The 18,667-nt window shown below is 68.0% G+C and carries 19 protein-coding genes and 1 tRNA gene; 12 read left to right on the forward strand and 8 right to left on the reverse strand.

What is annotated here, in order from left to right:
- Positions 1-424 precede the first annotated feature (424 nt).
- Together HLH21_RS15910 and HLH21_RS15915 are read left to right on the forward strand one after the other, a co-directional pair.
- Positions 425-1,246, forward strand: a complete 822-nt coding sequence (locus HLH21_RS15910) for an N-acetylmuramoyl-L-alanine amidase family protein (protein ID WP_182944760.1) — start codon at positions 425-427, stop codon at positions 1,244-1,246.
- A gap of 305 nt (positions 1,247-1,551) precedes the next feature.
- A complete protein-coding gene (locus HLH21_RS15915; protein WP_182944734.1) occupies positions 1,552-3,126 on the forward strand; it encodes a 2-isopropylmalate synthase in 1,575 nt (524 codons plus the stop codon).
- A 64-nt stretch (positions 3,127-3,190) separates the two neighbouring features.
- Here the strand turns inward: HLH21_RS15915 and HLH21_RS17090 are convergent, their stop codons facing one another.
- Both HLH21_RS17090 and HLH21_RS15930 read right to left on the reverse strand, forming a co-directional pair.
- The gene (locus HLH21_RS17090; protein ID WP_246379883.1) at positions 3,191-3,643 is read right to left on the reverse strand and encodes a hypothetical protein; all 453 of its coding nucleotides are present in this window, start codon (positions 3,641-3,643) and stop codon (positions 3,191-3,193) included.
- Between the two features lie 47 nt (positions 3,644-3,690).
- Entirely contained in the window at positions 3,691-3,969 is a 279-nt protein-coding gene (locus HLH21_RS15930; protein ID WP_246379889.1) for a cell envelope biogenesis protein OmpA, read from the reverse strand.
- A gap of 360 nt (positions 3,970-4,329) precedes the next feature.
- On the opposite strand from HLH21_RS15930, the gene HLH21_RS15935 reads away from it, so the two are divergent.
- From HLH21_RS15935 to HLH21_RS15960, 6 genes are all read left to right on the forward strand, one after another.
- Positions 4,330-5,376 carry a rod shape-determining protein gene (locus tag HLH21_RS15935; RefSeq protein WP_182944735.1) on the forward strand — a complete coding sequence of 349 codons (1,047 nt, stop codon included), beginning with the start codon at positions 4,330-4,332 and terminating at the stop codon, positions 5,374-5,376.
- A gap of 135 nt (positions 5,377-5,511) precedes the next feature.
- Entirely contained in the window at positions 5,512-6,417 is a 906-nt protein-coding gene (gene mreC, locus HLH21_RS15940) for a rod shape-determining protein MreC (protein WP_182944762.1), read from the forward strand.
- A 12-nt stretch (positions 6,418-6,429) separates the two neighbouring features.
- A complete protein-coding gene (locus HLH21_RS15945) occupies positions 6,430-6,993 on the forward strand; it encodes a hypothetical protein (RefSeq protein ID WP_182944736.1) in 564 nt (187 codons plus the stop codon).
- Positions 6,994-7,072: 79 nt separating this feature from the next.
- Entirely contained in the window at positions 7,073-8,944 is a 1,872-nt protein-coding gene (mrdA, locus tag HLH21_RS15950) for a penicillin-binding protein 2 (RefSeq protein WP_373319624.1), read from the forward strand.
- A gap of 142 nt (positions 8,945-9,086) precedes the next feature.
- The gene (gene rodA / locus HLH21_RS15955; protein ID WP_182944738.1) at positions 9,087-10,241 is read left to right on the forward strand and encodes a rod shape-determining protein RodA; all 1,155 of its coding nucleotides are present in this window, start codon (positions 9,087-9,089) and stop codon (positions 10,239-10,241) included.
- On the forward strand, positions 10,238-10,636 hold the full coding sequence (locus HLH21_RS15960; protein WP_182944739.1) for a DUF3293 domain-containing protein: 399 nt from the start codon (positions 10,238-10,240) through the stop codon (positions 10,634-10,636). Before rodA ends, HLH21_RS15960 begins: the two co-directional genes overlap by 4 nt.
- Positions 10,637-10,681: 45 nt before the next feature.
- Here the strand turns inward: HLH21_RS15960 and glyS are convergent, their stop codons facing one another.
- Both glyS and HLH21_RS15970 read right to left on the reverse strand, forming a co-directional pair.
- Positions 10,682-12,742 carry a glycine--tRNA ligase subunit beta gene (glyS, locus tag HLH21_RS15965; RefSeq protein WP_182944740.1) on the reverse strand — a complete coding sequence of 687 codons (2,061 nt, stop codon included), beginning with the start codon at positions 12,740-12,742 and terminating at the stop codon, positions 10,682-10,684.
- 5 nt (positions 12,743-12,747) lie between these two features.
- Positions 12,748-13,641 (reverse strand): glycine--tRNA ligase subunit alpha, encoded by an 894-nt coding sequence (locus tag HLH21_RS15970; protein ID WP_182944741.1) that lies wholly within the window; start codon positions 13,639-13,641, stop codon positions 12,748-12,750.
- A 206-nt stretch (positions 13,642-13,847) separates the two neighbouring features.
- On the opposite strand from HLH21_RS15970, the gene HLH21_RS15975 reads away from it, so the two are divergent.
- The 4 genes from HLH21_RS15975 to HLH21_RS15990 all read left to right on the forward strand — a co-directional run bounded on the left by HLH21_RS15975 (position 13,848) and on the right by HLH21_RS15990 (position 16,654).
- Positions 13,848-14,582, forward strand: coding sequence for a DUF2076 domain-containing protein (locus HLH21_RS15975; RefSeq protein ID WP_182944742.1), 735 nt, complete (start codon positions 13,848-13,850; stop codon positions 14,580-14,582).
- 319 nt (positions 14,583-14,901) lie between these two features.
- Positions 14,902-15,261, forward strand: coding sequence for a YidB family protein (locus HLH21_RS15980; RefSeq protein ID WP_182944743.1), 360 nt, complete (start codon positions 14,902-14,904; stop codon positions 15,259-15,261).
- Between the two features lie 195 nt (positions 15,262-15,456).
- Positions 15,457-16,266 carry a transglutaminase-like domain-containing protein gene (locus HLH21_RS15985; protein ID WP_182944744.1) on the forward strand — a complete coding sequence of 270 codons (810 nt, stop codon included), beginning with the start codon at positions 15,457-15,459 and terminating at the stop codon, positions 16,264-16,266.
- Between the two features lie 181 nt (positions 16,267-16,447).
- The gene (locus HLH21_RS15990) at positions 16,448-16,654 is read left to right on the forward strand and encodes a cold-shock protein (RefSeq protein WP_182944745.1); all 207 of its coding nucleotides are present in this window, start codon (positions 16,448-16,450) and stop codon (positions 16,652-16,654) included.
- A 65-nt stretch (positions 16,655-16,719) separates the two neighbouring features.
- On the opposite strand, the gene HLH21_RS15995 is transcribed toward HLH21_RS15990, so the two are convergent.
- The 4 genes from HLH21_RS15995 to HLH21_RS16010 all read right to left on the reverse strand — a co-directional run bounded on the left by HLH21_RS15995 (position 16,720) and on the right by HLH21_RS16010 (position 18,646).
- On the reverse strand, positions 16,720-17,244 hold the full coding sequence (locus HLH21_RS15995; RefSeq protein ID WP_182944746.1) for a chromate transporter: 525 nt from the start codon (positions 17,242-17,244) through the stop codon (positions 16,720-16,722).
- Positions 17,241-17,822 carry a chromate transporter gene (locus HLH21_RS16000; protein ID WP_182944747.1) on the reverse strand — a complete coding sequence of 194 codons (582 nt, stop codon included), beginning with the start codon at positions 17,820-17,822 and terminating at the stop codon, positions 17,241-17,243. The genes HLH21_RS15995 and HLH21_RS16000 overlap by 4 nt, the downstream gene beginning before the upstream one ends.
- 200 nt (positions 17,823-18,022) lie before the next feature.
- A tRNA-Lys gene (locus HLH21_RS16005) sits at positions 18,023-18,098 on the reverse strand.
- A gap of 62 nt (positions 18,099-18,160) precedes the next feature.
- Positions 18,161-18,646, reverse strand: a complete 486-nt coding sequence (locus HLH21_RS16010; protein ID WP_182944748.1) for a peptidylprolyl isomerase — start codon at positions 18,644-18,646, stop codon at positions 18,161-18,163.
- Positions 18,647-18,667 lie beyond the last annotated feature (21 nt).

Below are 18,667 nucleotides of genomic sequence, written 5' to 3' on the forward strand. Positions count from 1 at the left end.
GCCGCCGGGCCACGCGGTTGCGGGCCGTCCGACCCGTGTTGCGGTCGGACGCGCCACGCCCGCGCGGGGCCGGCCTGCCGGATGGGGCCGGTCATGCCGGCCGGGGGCGCCCGTGACCTGCACGGACGTCGGTCGACGCGGACCCATCACCAGTTCAGCATGACCCAACTGCGCCTTCGCTGCAAGCGCCACCGCCAAAACACCGTCGCCGCCTGAAAATTCGTACGAATGAATGGCCGCAAGTGGTTGAATTGCTGACGGGCGGGTCGAAAGATGCTATGAGGCCCACCAGGATCCGCAGCAGGGACCGGCCGTCATGCACACCCATCGTTCCGATCGCGCGACGACGGCGGGCCGGAAGGCCGATTGTCCGGCCGGCCCGCCCTGTCGGGATCGGCGCCATGTCCTGCTGTCCGGCCTGTCCATGGCCGGAATGCTGCTGCGCCCGGGTGCCGCGTCCGCCGTCACGACGCACCATCGGGCGCACGCCGTTCATGCGCCGGTCACGCATCGCGCGCCCGCCATCGTCGGCCGGGCGGCGGCGCCCCTGCCGCTGGTCATGCTCGACCCCGGTCACGGCGGCAAGGATCCGGGTGCGATCGGGATATCCGGCACCTACGAAAAGCATATCGCCGAGGCCGCGGCGTCGGAATTGCGGCGGCAGTTGCTGGCCAGCGGCGCTTACCGCGTGGCGATGACGCGCTCCGACGACCGGTTCATCCCGCTGGAGGGGCGGGTCGACATCGCCCACGCCCATCGCGCCGCCCTGTTCGTGTCCATGCATGCCGACGCGCTGGCCGATCGCGGGGTGCGGGGGGCCAGCGTCTATACCCTGTCGGGCCAGGCCTCGGACGCCCAGACGGCGGCGCTGGCCCGCACCGAAAACAGCGCCGACCGATTCGGCGGCCCGCAGGTGCACGCCAGTTCGCCCGAGGTGCAGGCCATCCTGGCCAGCCTGGTGACCGAGGAAACCCGGCGCGGCGCCGCCCATCTGGCCAGCAGCGTCGTCGCGGCCTTCCAGCCCCGGATCGGCCTGCTGCCGCATCCGTCGCGGCATGCGGCGTTCGTGGTCCTGAAATCGGCGGACATTCCGTCGGTGCTGGTGGAAATGGGGTTCATGTCCAACCGGCTGGACGAGGCCGCGTTGCGTCAGGCAGGGCATCGGATGATGGTGGCCGGCGCGATGAAGCAGGCGATCGACCGTTATTTCGCCTCGGCCGGCGGCGTTACCCGCCTGACGGGCTGATGTCGCGCCGGTTCGGATGGCGGCCTTTTGGGTTGCAATCGGCGGATCGGTCTGTATGGTGCCGCCCATGGATTTTGCGATGTTCATGATGGCAGACGGGTCGGGCGCGGCAGCGCCGGTGTCGTCGCGCGCCCATGGACGTGCCGCCCTTCGCCTCAGCCTTCGACTTATCTGCCCCTGAGCGTTCAGGGCCGGCACGAAGCCGGTACGCCCAGGGGTAATGGCGGGAGCAATCCCGCAGGCTAGGCAACGAACGCCCGTCGTGGCGTTCAGAGGCGAACATCCGGACCTGTCCGAGGTAATCCATGACTATCGACCATCCGTCCTTCGGCCGCATCGGCGACGACCGTGTCATCATTTTCGACACGACCCTGCGTGACGGCGAACAATCCCCCGGCTTTTCGATGAACCTGACGGAAAAGCTCCGGATGGCGGAGGCCCTGGCGGAACTGGGCGTCGACGTGATCGAGGCCGGCTTTCCCGTGGCGTCGAAGGGCGATTTCGACAGCGTCCACCAGATTGCGTCCACCGTGCGCGGCCCCGTGGTGTGCGCGCTGGCGCGTAGCGGCGGCAAGAACGACATCGCCAGCGCGGGCGAGGCCATTCGCCCCGCCGAACGCGGGCGCATCCATAATTTCATCTCCACCTCGCCACTGCACATGAAATACAAGCTGCGGATGGAGCCGGAAACGGTGCTGGAACTGATCGTCGCCGGCAACAGCGCGGCGCGCCAGTTCACCGATGACGTCGAATGGTCGGCCGAGGACGGGTCGCGGACCGACCCCGACTTCCTGTGCCGCTGCGTCGAGGCCGCGATCAAGGCCGGGGCCACGACGATCAACATCCCCGACACGGTCGGCTATGCCACGCCCGAGGACATGGCCCGCATCTTCAACGACGTGCGGACCCGCGTGCCGGGGGCGGACCGGGTGATCTTCTCGGCCCACAACCATAACGACCTGGGCCTGGGGGTCGCCAACACCATCGCGTCGCTGGCAGCGGGCGCCCGGCAGATCGAATGCACCATCAACGGCATCGGCGAGCGCGCGGGCAATGCGGCGCTGGAGGAAATCGTCATGGCGATCCGCACGCGCCATGACGTGATGCCCTATACAACCGGCATCCGCACGCAGGCCCTGCTGCGGACCTCGCGCATGCTGGCGACCATCACCGGGTTCGACGTGCAGCCGAACAAGGCCATCGTCGGCCGCAACGCCTTCGCCCATGAAAGCGGCATCCATCAGGACGGCGTGCTGAAGAACGCCGCGACGTACGAGATCATGACGCCCGAGAGCGTGGGCTGGACCCGGTCCTCGCTGGTGCTGGGCAAGCATTCCGGCCGGGCGGCCTTCCGCGACAAGCTGAAGGCGATGGGCTACGGCGAGATGGACGACGCGCATCTGAACGACGCCTTCGCCCGGTTCAAGGACCTGGCCGACCGCAAGAAGGTCGTCTACGACGAGGACCTGGCGGCGCTGGTGGATGACGAGGCGCGGGACCACGCCCGCATTCGCTTCGTCTCGCTGGAGGTCGAGGCCGGGTCGAAGCGCCCCGCGCGCGCGGCCCTGACGCTGGAGGTCGATGGCGAGGCCCGCAGTGCGACCGTCACCGGGCAGGGGCCGGTCGATGCCGCCTTCAACGCGATCCAGCAAATCTTCCCCCATGACGCGACGCTGCAGCTCTATTCGGTCGGCGCGGTGACCGAGGGCAGCGACGCGCAGGCCCGCACCACCGTGCGGCTGGAAGAGGACGGCAAGCTGGTGGATGGCCAGGGCGCGGACAGCGACACGCTGGTGTCCGCCGTGCGGGCCTATGTCCATGCGCTGAACAAGCTGCTGGTCAAGCGCACCCGTGCCGAACCCGAAGCCCTGACGGCCTGAAGACGAAGGCCCCGACTCGCGGGATGCGCCACGCCTGCATGGCGCATCCCGTTATCGGGTTGGCTCAGTAGCCGTTGTTGTAACCGCCCGGATAATTCTGCGGGGGATAATAGCCTTGCGGCGGGTAGGCCGGCTGGGCGTAGCCGCCATGGGCCGGGGGCGGATAGCCGCCCTGGGGATAACCAGTCTGGGGGTAGCCGGGTGGCGGATAACCCTGCGGCGGGTAATAGCGGCGGGGCGCCGTGGGCGTGGTGGCCGCGCCGGTCGCCGCACCGATGGCGCCCCCGGCCAGCGCGCCGATGGCCGCCCCCTGTCCGCCACCGGCCAGCGCCCCGATCGCGGCGCCGCCGCCTGCGCCGATCAGCCCCCCGCCCAGGGCGCGCTGTCCGGGGTCGTAGGGATTGTTGCATGCCGTCAGCGACAGGACGGCGCCCGTCAGGGCCAGCGCCGCCGTCGCACGCAGGGGGCGGCGGGCGGACGGGCCGGCATGGAAGGATAGGCTGCGAAAAGAGGTCATGTTCATCTCATGATTGCGGTGAACCGCGGGGCGGCCTGGGGACGAAATCAGTAGCCCCGGTTATAATAGCCACTGCGGGGCCGGTTGGGCGTGGTCGCGGCGCCGGTCGCCGCGCCGACGGCGCCGCCGGTCAGCGCCCCGATGGCCGCCCCCGTTCCGCCGCCGGCCAGCCCGCCGATGGCGGCGCCGCCACCCGCGCCGATCAGCGCGCCGGTGCCGGCGCGGGCGCCCGGATCATAGGGGTCGCCGCAGCCGGCCAGGGCCAGCAATCCGCAACCCAGCAGTGCGGCACGGGCGATGTGGGGGCGTTGCATACGGATCTTCATGATTGTCTTCCTTGTTCGCGATGGTCCGGCGGCGCATGCCCTCCGCCCGGACCTGGCCTTCGGAGACCCATGCGATCGTCAAACCCTCTGATGAAGGTATGGGGGTCCTTCGATGGCGAAAACAGGGCGGCGCCGGGACGGCGGGATGGAAATTTCCGCCGGGCGGGCCGGTGACGTGAGGAAAAGCACGAATTAATGTCCACGGGCCTTGCCCGCGCGCGCCAGCACCGTTAAGCCCTCGCCCTGATCCAGGAAGGGCCGGGATGGGTGACGATGGACGGGGCGCCCGTCGAGGCGTCGCGCGACTCGTCGCCGGGATCGTGCCCTGCCGTGTCGCGTGCTTGTTGTCGGGAGTTCTGGATGTTTGCTCGTCTGCTGGGTCTGCTGTCGGCCGACATGGCCATCGACCTCGGCACGGCCAATACCCTTGTCTATGTGAAGGGACGCGGCGTCGTCCTGAACGAACCTTCGGTGGTGGCGATCGCCGACGTGCGCGGCAAGAAGCAGGTGCTGGCCGTGGGCGAGGAAGCCAAGCAGATGGTCGGCCGCACGCCGGGCAACATCACGGCCATCCGCCCGCTGCGCGACGGCGTCATCGCGGATTTCGAGGTGGCGGAGGAAATGATCAAGCATTTCATCCGCAAGGTTCATAATCGCCGCATGTTCGCCAGCCCGCTGATTATCGTCTGCGTGCCCTCGGGTTCGACCGCAGTCGAACGCCGCGCGATCCAGGAAAGCGCCGAAAGCGCCGGCGCGCGCAAGGTGTTCCTGATCGAGGAACCGATGGCGGCCGCGATCGGGGCCGGCCTGCCGGTGACCGAGCCTTCGGGCAGCATGATCGTCGATATCGGCGGCGGCACCACCGAGGTCGCGGTGATCTCGCTGGGCGGCATCGTTTATGCCCGCTCGGCCCGCGTCGGTGGCGACAAGATGGACGACGCGATCATTTCCTACATCCGCCGGAACCATAATCTGCTGATCGGCGAAAGCTCGGCCGAGCGGATCAAGATCGACCTGGGCGCCGCGTTGCCGCCTGACGATCTGGACGACGAGGGCGGCTGGCGCGAGGTCCGGGGCCGCGACCTGGTCAATGGCGTCCCGCGTGAAGTCATCGTGTCCCAGGCCCAGATCGCCGAGAGCCTGGCCGAACCGGTCAGCCAGATCGTCGATGCCGTCACAACGGCGCTGGAAAACACGCCGCCGGAACTGGCGGCCGACATCGTCGATAAGGGAATCGTCCTGACCGGCGGTGGCGCGCTGCTCTATCGCCTGGACGAGGTGCTGCGCCGGGCGACCGGCCTGCCGGTGACGGTCGGCGAGGATGCGCTGTCGTGCGTGGCATTGGGGACTGGACGCGCCCTGGAAGAAATGAAACGATTGCGGAACGTGCTGACCAGCATGTACTGACAGGCGGGCCGGCGCGGGCAGACTCCCGCATTCCGGCGAACGGGCGAGCAAGGGGGCCGGGACGATGAACGTCCGGCAGCGGAACACGGGTTCGGGCAGGCGGCGCGCGCGCGACCGGGTCGCGGGTGCGCGATGCTGATTCCGCTGTCCATTCAGTCCCGCCAGGCGCTGGACAAGCTGGTGCTGCCGCTTCTGGTCGTCATGGCGTTGGGCATCATGCTGCTGGGCCAGGCCGACCGTGCGTTGACCGAACGGGTACGCATGGGTGTCGCCGACATGCTGGCCCCGGCCTATGGCCTGATCGTCTGGCCGCAGGAGCGCCTGCACGGCCTGTATCGGCGCATGCGCGACATGACGCGAATCGAAGCCGAGAACGAACGCCTGCGGGCGGAAAACGCCAATTTGCGCCATTGGTATGACGTGGCGGCGGCGCTGGCGGACGAAAACGCCGCCCTGAAGGCCCATCTGCACTGGATGCCCGACCCGTCGCCGTCCTTCGTCACCGGCCGGGTGGTAAGGGACACCAGCGGCCTGTATGCGCGCAGCGTGCTGCTGGCGGCCAATGTCGATGCCGGAATCCACAAGGACGAAATCGTGCTCGACGCCTCGGGCCTTGTCGGCCGGGTGACCGAGGTCGGCGGCCGCTCGGTCCGGGTGCTGCTGGTGACCGACGTCTCGAGCCGCATCCCGGTAACCCTGGAAGTCAGTCACGGGGCGGCTATAATGGCGGGCGACAATTCGGCCACGCCCAGGCTGATGTACTATCCGCAGGACAATGGCCCGATCGAGGGAGAGCGTGTCGTCACCAATGGCGAGATCGATTCACTGCCTGCGGGCCTGCCGGTCGGGCGGGTTCATTATGTCAGGCCGGGTCAGCCCGTCGTCATCCCCTCGGCGTCCCTCGACCATCTCGACATCGTCCGGGTGTTCGATTACGGACGGGCTTCTGTGGTCGCGCCGGACGCGCCGGGGCGGATTCCCTTGCCGCGTCCCGGCAATTCCCTCGTGCCATCCTTCCAGTCCAAGGTCGGCCGGGGATGAGGGTATGCATGGATGACACCCGACCAGCCTGCTGTGCTGCAATCCGGAATCCAGCCTCGCCCCAGCCTGTGGCGCCGGCTGGACGCCATGTCGCGGCGCGGCCTGCCCGGGGTGTTCACCGCCCTGTCGATTCTGCTGCTGTCGGCGCCCTTCGACCTGCCGGGCCAGGCGGAACTGCTTCCGGGCGTGGTCCTGTCCGCGGTGTTCTTCTGGTCGGTCTTCCGCCCGGCGTCGATGTCCTCGCCCATGGTGTTCCTGCTGGGGCTGCTGGTCGATCTGCTGGGCTTCGGGCCGCCGGGGGTCATGCTGCTGATCCTGCTGATCGTGCATGGGCTTGGCCTGTCCGGACGGTACGGTTTCGCGCGGATGCATATCCTGCTGCTGTGGGCGGTGTTCGGCGGGGTGGCGCTGGCGGCCACGGTGCTGCAATGGGGCCTCATCTCGGTGCTGGCGCTGCGCGTGATGCCCGGCGCGCCGTTCGTGTTCCAGTGGGCGCTGGCGCTGGGCGTGTTTCCCATGCTCTGCGCGCTGTTCACGATCATGGCGCGCACCATGGCCAACCCCGACCGCGCCTGAAAGTCCGCTTGAAAACCGGTTTACCACTTGCGACGTGGATAGGTGGATGATTCGTCGTCGCAAGACTATGCCCCGCCTGATGTCGCGACCCGATACCGGCAACCCCTCCCGTGCCGTCTTTACCCGGCGGGCGCTGGTGGTGCTGGGCGCGCAGATGGCGGCCCTGGGCGCGCTGGGCCATCGCCTGTACGGGTTGCAGGTGCTGGAAGGGGATCATTATGCCCGCCTGGCCGAGAGTAATCGCGTCAACCGCCGCCTGATCGCGCCGCCGCGTGGACGGGTGGTGGACCGCTTCGGGATCGCGCTGGCCTCGAACAAGGTGAACTGGCGCGCGCTGCTGCTGCCCGAGCAAACCAACGACATCGCCGGCACGCTGGACCGGTTTTCGACGCTGGTGCCCATCGAAGCCCGCGACCGCACGCGCATCGAGCGCGAGATGCGCCACAAGCGACGCTTCATCCCGATCATGCTGCGCGATTTCCTGTCGTGGGACGACATGGCGCGCATCGAACTGAATGCGCCGTCATTGCCCGGCGTGCTGATCGACGTCGGGACCACCCGCAATTACCCGTTCGGGCCGCTGCTGGCGCATGTCGTGGGATATGTCGCCCCGCCGAGTGAGAAGGACGTGACGGGGGACGCCACGATGGCGCTGCCCGGCATGCGGATCGGCCGCGCGGGAATCGAGCAGACGCAGGACGCCCTGCTGCGCGGCCAGGTCGGCGCGGTGGAGATCGAGGTCAACGCCGTCGGCCGCGTCATGGCCGAACTGTCGCGTGACGAGGGGCGGGCAGGCGACGAGATCGCGCTGACGATCGACAGCGGCCTGCAGCAGGCAGTGCTGGGCCGGATTGCGGACCAGTCGGCCAGCGCGGTGGTCATGGACTGCCGCAATGGCGAGGTGCTGGCGATGGTCAGCAACCCGTCCTTCGACCCGTCCCTGTTCGACAGCGGCGTCAGCCAGGCGCAATGGGTCGATTGGACCAACAACGAACGTACCCCCCTCATCAACAAGGCCGTCGCGGGCGTCTACCCGCCCGGATCGACCTTCAAGCCCGCGGTGGCGATGGCCGCCATGCAGGCGGGCACGCTGGCGCCCACCGACCGGATTTTCTGTCCCGGCTACCTGGATGTGGGCGGTACGCGTTTCCATTGCTGGTCGCGCTACGGCCACGGGTCGCTGACGTTGAAGGACGCGCTGAAATTTTCCTGCGACGTCTTCTTCTACGAGGTCGCGCGCCGCACGGGTATGGAGGCCATCGCCGCAGCGTCCCATGCCTTCGGGCTGGGCACGCATCTGGATATCGAGGTGCCGCACACGCGCGCGGGCCTGATCCCGACCCCCGCCTGGCAGCGCGGGCGCGGGCAGCACTGGAACGGCGGCGACACGATCGTCAGCGGCATCGGCCAGGGCGCCGTGCAGGTCACGCCCCTGCAACTTGCGACCTATGTGTCGAGGATCGCGACGGGGCGTGCGGTGCAGCCCCATCTGATCCGCAGCACGGGCGGCAGGCTGGTTGAGGGAACGGACCCCGCGCACTGGCCTGGGCTGGACATGCCCGACGCCTTCCTGATGCATCTGCGTACCGGCATGTTCGCCGTGGTCAACGAGGAACATGGAAGCGCGCCCATGGCGCGCCTGGGCATTCCCGGCGTGCAGATGGCGGGCAAGACCGGGTCGGCGCAGGTGCGGCGCGTGTCCCGGGCGCTGCGTGAAAGCGGGCATTTCGATTCGTCCGCCCTGCCGTGGGAATATCGTCCGCATGCCCTGTTCATCTGTTTCGCGCCCTATGACGCGCCGCGCTACGCCGCGGCCGTGGTGGTGGAACATGGCAACGCGGGCGCCGCCGTCGCCGCGCCGCTGGCGCGCGACATCATGACCGACACGCTGACGCGCGACCCCGCGAACCGCAAGGAACCCCCAGGCCAGGTCGTGGCCGAGGTCGATTAGGCCGGGATCCCGATCGAGGATAATAACTGGTTTCCAAACGCGACTGTCTTTGGCGGGTTTCAGGGCGGCACCCCATAGGCGCTAAGTTATATGGGACCGAACCCGGCCAGGGCTTCGGCCCCTTGGTGGTAGGAGGGCGACGATGAATTTCCAGAAGCGCCTTCTGCGCGCCGAACCCAATTTCCGCCTCCTGGCCAAGCTCTGGCAGGTCAACTGGCTGTACGTGCTGCTGATCTGCGTGCTGGCGGGGGTCGGCTACGGCGCCCTCTATTCCGCGGCGGGCGGATCGGCGCACCCCTTCGCGGGGCCGCAGACCATCCGCTTCGCCTTCGGGCTGGTGATGATGCTGTGCGTGGCGCTGACCAGCCCGCGCGTCCTGGTCCGGCTGGCATGGCCGCTTTACGGCCTGTCCATCCTGCTGCTGGTTGCGGTGCTGCGGATGGGCCATGTCGGCAAGGGGGCGGAACGGTGGCTGATCGTCGGCGGCATGCAGGTCCAGCCGTCGGAACTGGCCAAGATCGCGCTGGTGCTGGCGCTGGCGTCCTGGTTCCACCGCGTCAGCTATCGCAGGATGGCCAACCCGCTGTATCTGCTGCCGCCGGCGTTGATGGTGCTGCTGCCGGTCGGGCTGGTGCTGAAGGAGCCCAACCTGGGAACCGCCGTCATCATCGGGACCGTCGGGGCGACGATGTTCTTCGGGGCCGGGATGCGCCTGTGGCAGATCGCGCTGCTGGTCGTGCCGGTGCCGTTCCTGGCCCGCATCGCCTATGCCCATCTGCATGATTACCAGAAGGCGCGGATCACCACCTTCCTGCACCCCGAGGGCGATCCGCTGGGGGCGGGCTACAACATCATCCAGTCCAAGATCGCGCTGGGGTCGGGTGGGATGTGGGGGCAGGGCTACCTGCACGGCACGCAGGGACAGCTGAACTTCCTGCCCGAGAAACAGACCGATTTCATCTTCACCATGATTGCCGAGGAATGGGGATATGTCGGCGGGATCGCGGTGATCGGCCTGCTGATGACCATGGTGCTGGGCGGCATGCTGATCGCGATACGCAGCCGCAACCAGTTCGGCCGGCTGCTGGGCCTGGGGATCGCCACGAATTTCTTCCTGTACTGCGCGGTGAATCTGTCCATGGTGATGGGGACCATACCGGTGGGCGGCGTGCCGCTACCGCTGATTTCCTATGGCGGATCGGCGATGCTGACGGTGATGTTCGGATTCGGCCTGCTGCTGTCGGCCTGGGTGCACCGCAATTCCCGCTTCGGCGAGGCGGTGACGGACGAGACATGACCGGCCTGCGGCCCGTCGATCCGGCGACGGCGCGGGCCTATCGCCGCAGCCTGTATCGGGCGGGCGGCCTGGCGGTGTGGCCCGGAGGCCGGCCGGTCGGCAGGCCCGGCTGGTGGCGGGGGCGGCGGGGCGACGTCGTGTTCGTCAGTGCCTGCAATCCTGGCGGCCGGCGGCGGCCCGACGGGTGGAACCGCCGGATGATGGCCCGGCTGGCCGAACATCTATCCGGCGTGCCGCACTGTCCGGGCGAGGGGACGCTGGGTGCGTGGTCCGAGGCGCTGTACGCGGTCGCCTTCCCGCTGGCGCGCGGGCGGGTCGTCGCCCGCCGCTTCGGGCAGAACGCGGTGCTGGTGCTGCGCGACGAACGGGCGGCGCGGCTGGTCTTCCTGGCCTGACCGCCCGCGCTATGCCGGCCGGGGTGGGCCCCGGCCGGCGCGACGTCAGCCTTCGATCTGGCTGAAATCCGCGATCAGCACCGTCATCCGGCGCAGGTCGGCCAGCAGCCGCAGGCGGTTGAGGCGCAGGTCGGCGCGGTCCGCGTTGACGGTCACGGCCTCGAAGAACCGGTCCAGCACCGGCCGCAGGCCTGCGGCCGCGCGCATCGCGTCTTCGAACCGTTCGCCGGCGATGGCGGCCTCGACCGTCGGAATGGTCTCCAGCAGGGCGCGGGCCAGGTCCCGTTCCTCGTCCTGTTCATACAGGGCGGGGTCGGGCGTGCCGTCATGGGGGCCGTCCTTGCGGTCCTCGATCCGCAGGATGTTGGCCGCGCGCTTGGTCGCCGCCAGCAGGTTGCGCCCGTCGTCGGTCGCCAGCATCGCGGCCAGGGCCTCGGTCCGGGCCAGCAGGCGGGTGATGTCGCTGTCGGCGTTGCCGCTGGAAATCGCGGCCAGGATATCGTGGCGCGCGCCCTCGGCCCGCAACTGCACGCGCAGGCGTTCGGCCACGAAGGCCGGCAGCAGTTCCAGGTCCGGCGCGTTCGCCAGGTCTCCGGGCAGGGATTCGGACGCCAGGACGAACAGCCGCACCAGGTCGAGGCGCAGGGCGTTTTCGCGGATGATGCGAATGACGCCCAGCGCCGCGCGCCGCAGGGCGTAGGGGTCGCCCGACCCGCCGGGCTTTTCGCCGGCCGCGAAGAAGGCGGTCAGGCTGTCGATCTTGTCCGCCAGCGCCACGGCGATGGACACGGGGGCCGTCGGCACGCCGTCGGTCTGGCCGCGCGGCATGTAATGCTCGGCCACCGCCTGGGCGACGTCGGCGGCCTCGCCGTCGTGCCGGGCGTAATAGGCCCCCATCACCCCCTGCAATTCCGGGAACTCGCCGACCATGCCGGTGGTCAGGTCGGCCTTGGCCAGCAGGGCCGCGCGTTCGGCCTGCGCCGGGTCGGCGCCCACCATCGGGGCCAGCAGGCCCGCCAGGCGGACGATGCGCGCCACCCGCGCGCCCTGGCTGCCCAGGGCGGCATGGAAGACGACGGCATCCAGCGCCGGCACGCGGCTGGCCAGCGTGCGCGACCGGTCCAGGTCCCAGAAATGACGCGCGTCGGCGAAGCGGGCGCGCAGCACCCGCTCATTCCCCGCGATCGTCAGCGCGCCGCCGTCCGCCGGCAGCAGGTTGGCGACGAAGGCGAAGCGCGGGGCGGCGCTGCCGTCGTCGTTGCGGAGTGCGAAATAGCGCTGGTTCACGCGCATGGACACCTGCATGACTTCGGCGGGCAGGTCCATGAACGCGGCGTCGATACGGCCCAGGAAGGGCACCGGCCATTCGGTCAGGCCCGCGACCTCGTCCACCAGGCCGGGGTCGGCCACGACACTCAGCCCTTCCTCGGCGGCCAGGCGCGCGACGCCCTCGGCGATCAGCGTCCGGCGTTCGGCGGCGTCGGCCAGCACCTGCCGGTCGCGCAGGCCCGCCTGCCACGCGGCGGCGTTGTCGGGCGCGAAGGGGGCGGGGGCGGTGAAGCGATGGCCTTCGCTGAACCGGTCGGCGCGCAGGCCGTGGCCGTTATCCTCGCCGTCGGCCAGGGTGAAATCGACCACCTGCCCGTCGAGCAGGCACAGGATGCGGCGCAGCGGCCGGACCCAGGTGAAGGCGCTGCCCTGGCCCCAGCGCATGGATTTGGGCCAGGGAAAGCGGCGTAGCAGCGGGGGCAGGATCTCGGCGATGCGGGTGGCGGCCTCGACCGGCGGGACGGTGCGGTTCAGCACCCAGAATCCGCCCTCCGGCACCAGGTCGTCCCGTGTTACGCCGTGCTTGCGGGTGAAGCCGTCCAGCGCCTTGTCCGGCGCGCCCTCGCGCGGGCCGCGCTCGGCAATCGTGGTGCCGGGCACCGTGGCGTCCAGCGTCAATGTCAGGGCGATGCGGCGCGGGCCGGAAAAGCCGGTGGCGGCGCGCGGGTTCAGGGGCGCCAGGGCCTCGCCGACCAGGCGGACCAGGTCCTCGGCCGCGCGGGTCTGCATGCGCGCGGGAATTTCTTCCGAGAGGAGTTCGAGCAGAAGTTCGGGCATGGTCCTTATTCCTCGCCCGCCAGCCACGCTTCGCAGCAGCGTTTCGCCAGCGTGCGGACGCGCCCGATATACGAGGCGCGTTCGCTGACGCTGATGACGCCGCGCGCGTCCAGCAGGTTGAACAGATGGCTGGCCTTCAGGCACTGGTCGTAGGCGGGCTGGGCGATCCCGTGTTCCACCAGCGCGATGGCCTCGCGTTCGGCGTCGATGAAATGGCGGTGCAGCATGTCGGTGTCCGCCAGTTCGAAATTATGGCGCGAATAATCGCGTTCGGCGCGCAGGAAGACATCGCCGTAGGTCAGGCCCTGCCCGTTGAAATCGAGGTCGTAGACATTCTCGATTCCCTGCACGTACATCGCCAGCCGCTCCAGCCCGTAGGTCAGTTCGGTCGAGGGCAGGACGGTCGGGATGCCGCCCACCTGCTGGAAATAGGTGAACTGCGTCACCTCCATCCCGTCGCACCAGACTTCCCAGCCCAGGCCCCAGGCGCCGATGGTCGGGTTTTCCCAATCGTCCTCGACGAAGCGGATGTCATGCTCCATCGGGTCGATGCCGATGGCGCGATAGCTGTCCAGCAGCAGTTTCTGGCTTTCTTCCGGCGTCGGTTTCAGCAGCACCTGGTACTGGTAGTAATGCTGCAGCCGGTTCGGATTCTCGCCGTAGCGTCCGTCGGACGGGCGGCGGCAGGGCTGGACATACGCCGCCTTCCACGGCCGCGCGCCCAACGCGCGCAGCGTGGTGTGGGGGGACAGCGTTCCGGCCCCGACCTCGGTATCGTAGGGTTGCAGGATCGCGCAGCCCTGTTCCGACCAGAATTGATGCAGCTTCAGGATCAGCGCCTGGAACGACAGGGGGCGCGTGGCGGGGGCGATGGAACGGGGCGCTGGGGCCGGGACCATGGAAAGGATGCTCCGGTAGGCAGATAGGGAAGGACATGCCGGCCGGCGGCATGGGTAAAGAGCGCGCACCATACAGCCATGCCGCGGCGACCGAAAGGCGGCCGCCGTGCCGGATATCCGGGCGATCGCGGGGGACGGGCTTGCGGAATTCACGTCCGCGCGCCACATCAAGGGTTGGTTATCTTGTCGGAGACAGGACGGAAACGATGAATATCGAGGAACGCGACCTTATCACGAAGTTCGTTGCCCGTGTGGGCGGCGCGCCGCAGGGGGGATTCGGCAGCGTGCCCGCGACGACGCCCAACCTGCCGCCGATTGACCCGGAGGCCGACCAGTATATCGGGCAGATGTACCAGCAATACCCCGAGGCCCGGTATCGCGTCACCCAGATGGCGGTGGTGCAGGAAGCGGCGCTGGTCGCGGCGCAGAACCGCATCCAGCAGCTGCAATGGCAGTTGCAGCAGGCGCAACAGGCCCTGCAGGCGCAGCAGACGCAGCAGCGACCCTCCGGCGGCGGACTGTTCGGCGGCCTGTTCGGCGGGGGGCAGCGTCCGCAGGGCGCCCCGCCGCCCGGCTGGGGAGGGCAGCAGGCGGCTCCGCCGCCGCCCCAGCCCGCCTATCCGCAGGGCATGCAGCCGGGGATGTTTCCCGCGCGCGGCAGCGGCTTCCTGGGGTCGGCGCTGACCACGGCGGCCGGCGTCGCGGGCGGCATGATGGTGGGCAACGCGCTGACCGACCTGTTCAGCGGGCATCATGAGTCCGGCTTCGGCGGGGGATTGGGCGGCGGTGGCGAAACCATCGTCAACAATAATTACGGCGGGGCCCCGTCAGCTGATCCGTTCGGCGGCGCGGGGACGGACGTCGACCCCGGATTCGACGCCGGCGGCGGCGATGGCGGCTTCGGCGGTGACTGGGGCGGCGGCGGGGACGACAATTTCTGAGCCGTTTTTTGGCCGGTACGCCGAAAAAGACAGAAAGGCGGTCCCCATGGGGCCGCCTTTTTTTATGGTCGGACCGCAGGTGTCACACATTGGCGTGAGCCCCCCATTCGGCTGATTGATATGCTGAATGAATGAGTGTTATTCAGAACTCGGCCATCAAGGCCAATTCCTCTGTGTCGTCTCATCCGCGGGAAACCGGGGCCTTCGGGTCCCGGTTTTTCCGTTTCGGCATCCCGCACGTTTCGGCGAGCAGGGAACGAAACGGGAGCCCGCACGCTTACTGGACTGTTCCGCAATGCCATATTGATGGAGGCGAACGATGTCGATTACTGATTCAGTGACGACCCTGGGCGACTTCGTGACCGGCGCGAAATACGATCATTCCGGTCTGGTCAGCGCGATTCACGAATATCTTGACCGTGTCCGGCGCGAAAGCGGCCTGAACGGCTTTGCCGAGCGGGCGGCGGCGGCGGGATATGGCGATATCGTCGCCCGATGGAAGGCGGACGACAAGGCGGCCCCGATGACCGAGGACATGGTCCGGGGCCTGATCGCAAAGCCGGACCTGGACTGGTTCGCCGAACAGACGGGCCTGTCGGGACCGGCGGTGGTGCAGATCCTGGCCCGTCAGCTTCCGATCATCGTGTACAGGCGCGCCCACGCCACGACCCCGCACTGATGCCGGCCCCTCGCGGTGTTGCGGCGAAGGCGGGCGGTTGATCGGCCATAGCCGCGCGCGGCGCGGCGTGGCAGGGTGGGGACGTCCGGATCGGTGTGGATCGGTCCGGATTTTCCGGCGGGGTGTCCCGCCGTCAGCCGCCGGGCGGATCGTGTGGCTGTCGTCGCGCCCCGTCCGGACACCGGGGAGAGAGGCATGCTGATACGCGCGGGCTACGATATCGCACTGACGGTTCAGTCCCCTACGCCGCTGGTCCTGATGCTGGAGGTTCATCCGGATCGGGAACCGGACCTGATGACGCCGCAGATTCCGATGTTCGACCCGCCCGTGCCGGCGCAGCGCTATCTGGACGGGTTCGGCAACCGCTGCACGCGGGTGATCGCGCCCGGCGGAACGCTGCGGACGACGATGTCCTTCCTGATCGCCGACAGCGGCCTGCCCGACCGGCAGATGCCCATGGCGCGCGAGGTTCCGGTCGGCGACCTGCCGTCCGATTGCCTGGTCTTCCTGCTGGGCAGTCGCTATTGCGAGACCGACCTGCTGTCGCAGACCGCGTGGTCCCTGTTCGGCCATCTGCTGCCGGGCTGGAACCGGGTGCAGGCGATCGTCAGTTTCGTGCATCATCATATTCGTTTCGATTACAGCCAGGCCCGGGCGACCCGCTCGGCGTACGAGGCCTATAACGAGCGCGTGGGCGTATGCCGCGATTTCGCGCACCTGGCGGTGACGCTGTGCCGCTGCATGAACATTCCGGCACGGTACTGCACCGGCTACCTGGGCGATATCGGGGTTCCGCCCGTCGACGACCCGATGGATTTTTCCGCCTGGTTCGAGGTCTGGCTGGACGGGCAGTGGTTCACCTTTGACGCACGCCACAATACGCCGCGGATTGGCCGGGTGGTCATGGCGCGTGGGCGCGATGCGACCGACGTGGCGCTGACGACGTCGTTCGGGCCGGCGATCCTGTCCGGCTTCACCGTGACGACGTACGAGGAGGTTTACTGACGACGGGATTAAGTTCGTGCATTCCTCGCCATGAGGATCTATAGAGCGCTCTCGGCTGGACTTTTCAGCCACGGGCAAGATCTCAAAGTAGCCGCGCACGCGACATTCTGGCGTCTCCGAAAAAAGAAAAGTCTCGATCCCGCGCATTTTCGCGCGGGCGCCGGTTATAAGGAGACCTGTCATGGCTACAGGCACTGTCAAATGGTTCAACGCCCAGAAGGGCTTCGGCTTTATCCAGCCGACTGACGGCGCGAGCGATGTGTTCGTGCATATTTCGGCGGTCGAGCAGGCCGGGTTGCGCGGCCTGAACGAAGGCCAGACCCTCAGCTACGAACTGGAAACGGGGCGGAGCGGCAAAGTGTCCGCCACCAACCTCCGGGTCGGCTAAGAAAAAGGGGCGCCGCGAGGCGCCCTTTTTATTTGTCCGGCCGAAGGGCGCGAACGACCCTGTCATCACGACGCGGCAAGGACACTCATGCCCACGGACAGGATCGCCGACCCCAGAATGATCCAGAAAATGTCGATTTTGGTCACGAACATCAGCAGCAGGCCGATCGCCGCGAGGGCGTAGGTGAACCACCCCGTGAGCGCGTCCTTCGCCAGTGGAAAGGCGGCGGCGAACAGCAGCGCGGCGCTGCTCACGACGACCATCTTCAGCAGGTTCTGAAGCCTGGGATGATGGAGGCGTCGCCCGGCATAATGCAGCAGCGGCACGATCATGACCGCCGGCGTGACCAGGGCCAGCCAGCCCGCGACGGCGCCGCTGACACCCGAGACGAAATAGCCGACACTGACGACATACAGGCCCACGGCGCCGGGCGTGCTGCGGGTAATGACCACGGCCTCGTTCAGTTGCGCTTCCGTCAGCACATGGCGATGCAGGACAAGGGCATCCTGGATGGCCGGCAGCGAGGCCAGGCCGGCGAAGGAAGTGATCGTCGCCCTGAGAAGAACGACATACAGGTCCAGGAAACTCATGCCCGGGCCACCGGCAGCAGCGCGCCGACGACCGCGCAGGACAGCAGGATGTCGATGGCCGGAATGTCGAACCCCCAATAGAGGACCAGCGACCCCACCGCGACCAGCGCGATCATCGTTCTGGACCCCTGGACGACATGCGGCCGCGCGATCACCCATGCCGTCCTGACCGTCACGGCCACCGCGCAGGCCACCGCGCCCCGGATCGCAGCCTGGACGATCGGATCATGTTCCCAGAAACTGAACAGCATGGTGCAGACCAGGACGAGCAGCGCCGATGGGACGGAGGCCCCGAGCAACGCGCACACCGCGCCGCCGCCACGTCGCGCCATCCAGCCGATGCCGGTGCAGAAGGCCAGGAGGTTCGTGCCCGGAATGAGGCGCGCCAGGGCGAAGCACAGGGTGAATTCGCTCTCGCTCAGCCAGTCGCGGCGGTCGATGATTTCCTTGTGCAGGACAGATACCGTCGCGCTGCCGCCGCCCCAGGTGAAGTTGGCGTATCGCGCAAAAAGATTGGCGATCTGCCATGGTTCGGGCGATTTCCGATGTGAGGTCTCGACGATGGTCTCATCGGCCATGACGGCGTCTGCTCCCGCTGTATCCGCGACGTCCAGGCATGACCGTCGCTTGTGGGTATTTGTATCCACCCGTATATAGATACTGCGAGGAAGCGTCTCGTGAGATTCGGACTCTGGACGCGGGTTCGGGAAAAGTCCGGCCCGCCGGGCGGCTGCCCGGCGATCGGGAAAACCCATGAATTTTATATGGTGTTTTCGAATGGTGAGCCGGGTGGGACTCGAACCCACGACCATTCGATTAAAAGTCGAATGCTCTACCGGCTGAGCTACCGGCTCACCGAAGCCGCATGTGCGGTGCGGCTTCGGGTACTGGCTTCAGAGGTTCAAGTCAACCTCTATCAGGCCTCGACGGGGCGCATGCTGATGATGCGGTCGGGGTCCTGCACCACGCCGCTCTGGCCGGCGCCGCGCTTGATCTGGTCGATGTGCTCCATGCCCTCGATCACCTGGCCGACAATCGTGTACTGGCCGTCGAGATGGGGGGAGGGCTCGAACATGATGAAGAACTGGCTGTTCGCGCTGTCCGGGTTCATCGTGCGGGCCATGCCGACCGTGCCGCGTTCGAATTTGGCGGCACGCGTGAATTCGGCCTTCAGGTCGGGCAGGTGGCTGCCGCTGGTGCCGGTGCCGGTCGGGTCGCCGCCCTGCGCCATGAAGCCCTGGATCACGCGATGGAACGGCGTGTTGTCGTAGAAGCCTTCGGCCGCCAGGGTGCGGATCCGTTCGGCGGCCAGCGGGGCCACGTCCGGGCGCAGGCGGATGACGACCCGGCCCGTCTTCAGTTCCAGGGCGATCAGGTCGGCCTTGTTCTCGGTATCAGACATCGTTCATGTTCCAGTGCTAAG

The sequence above is a fragment of the Gluconacetobacter johannae genome (assembly GCF_014174305.1).
GTDB classification, from domain to species: Bacteria; Pseudomonadota; Alphaproteobacteria; order Acetobacterales; family Acetobacteraceae; genus Gluconacetobacter; species Gluconacetobacter johannae.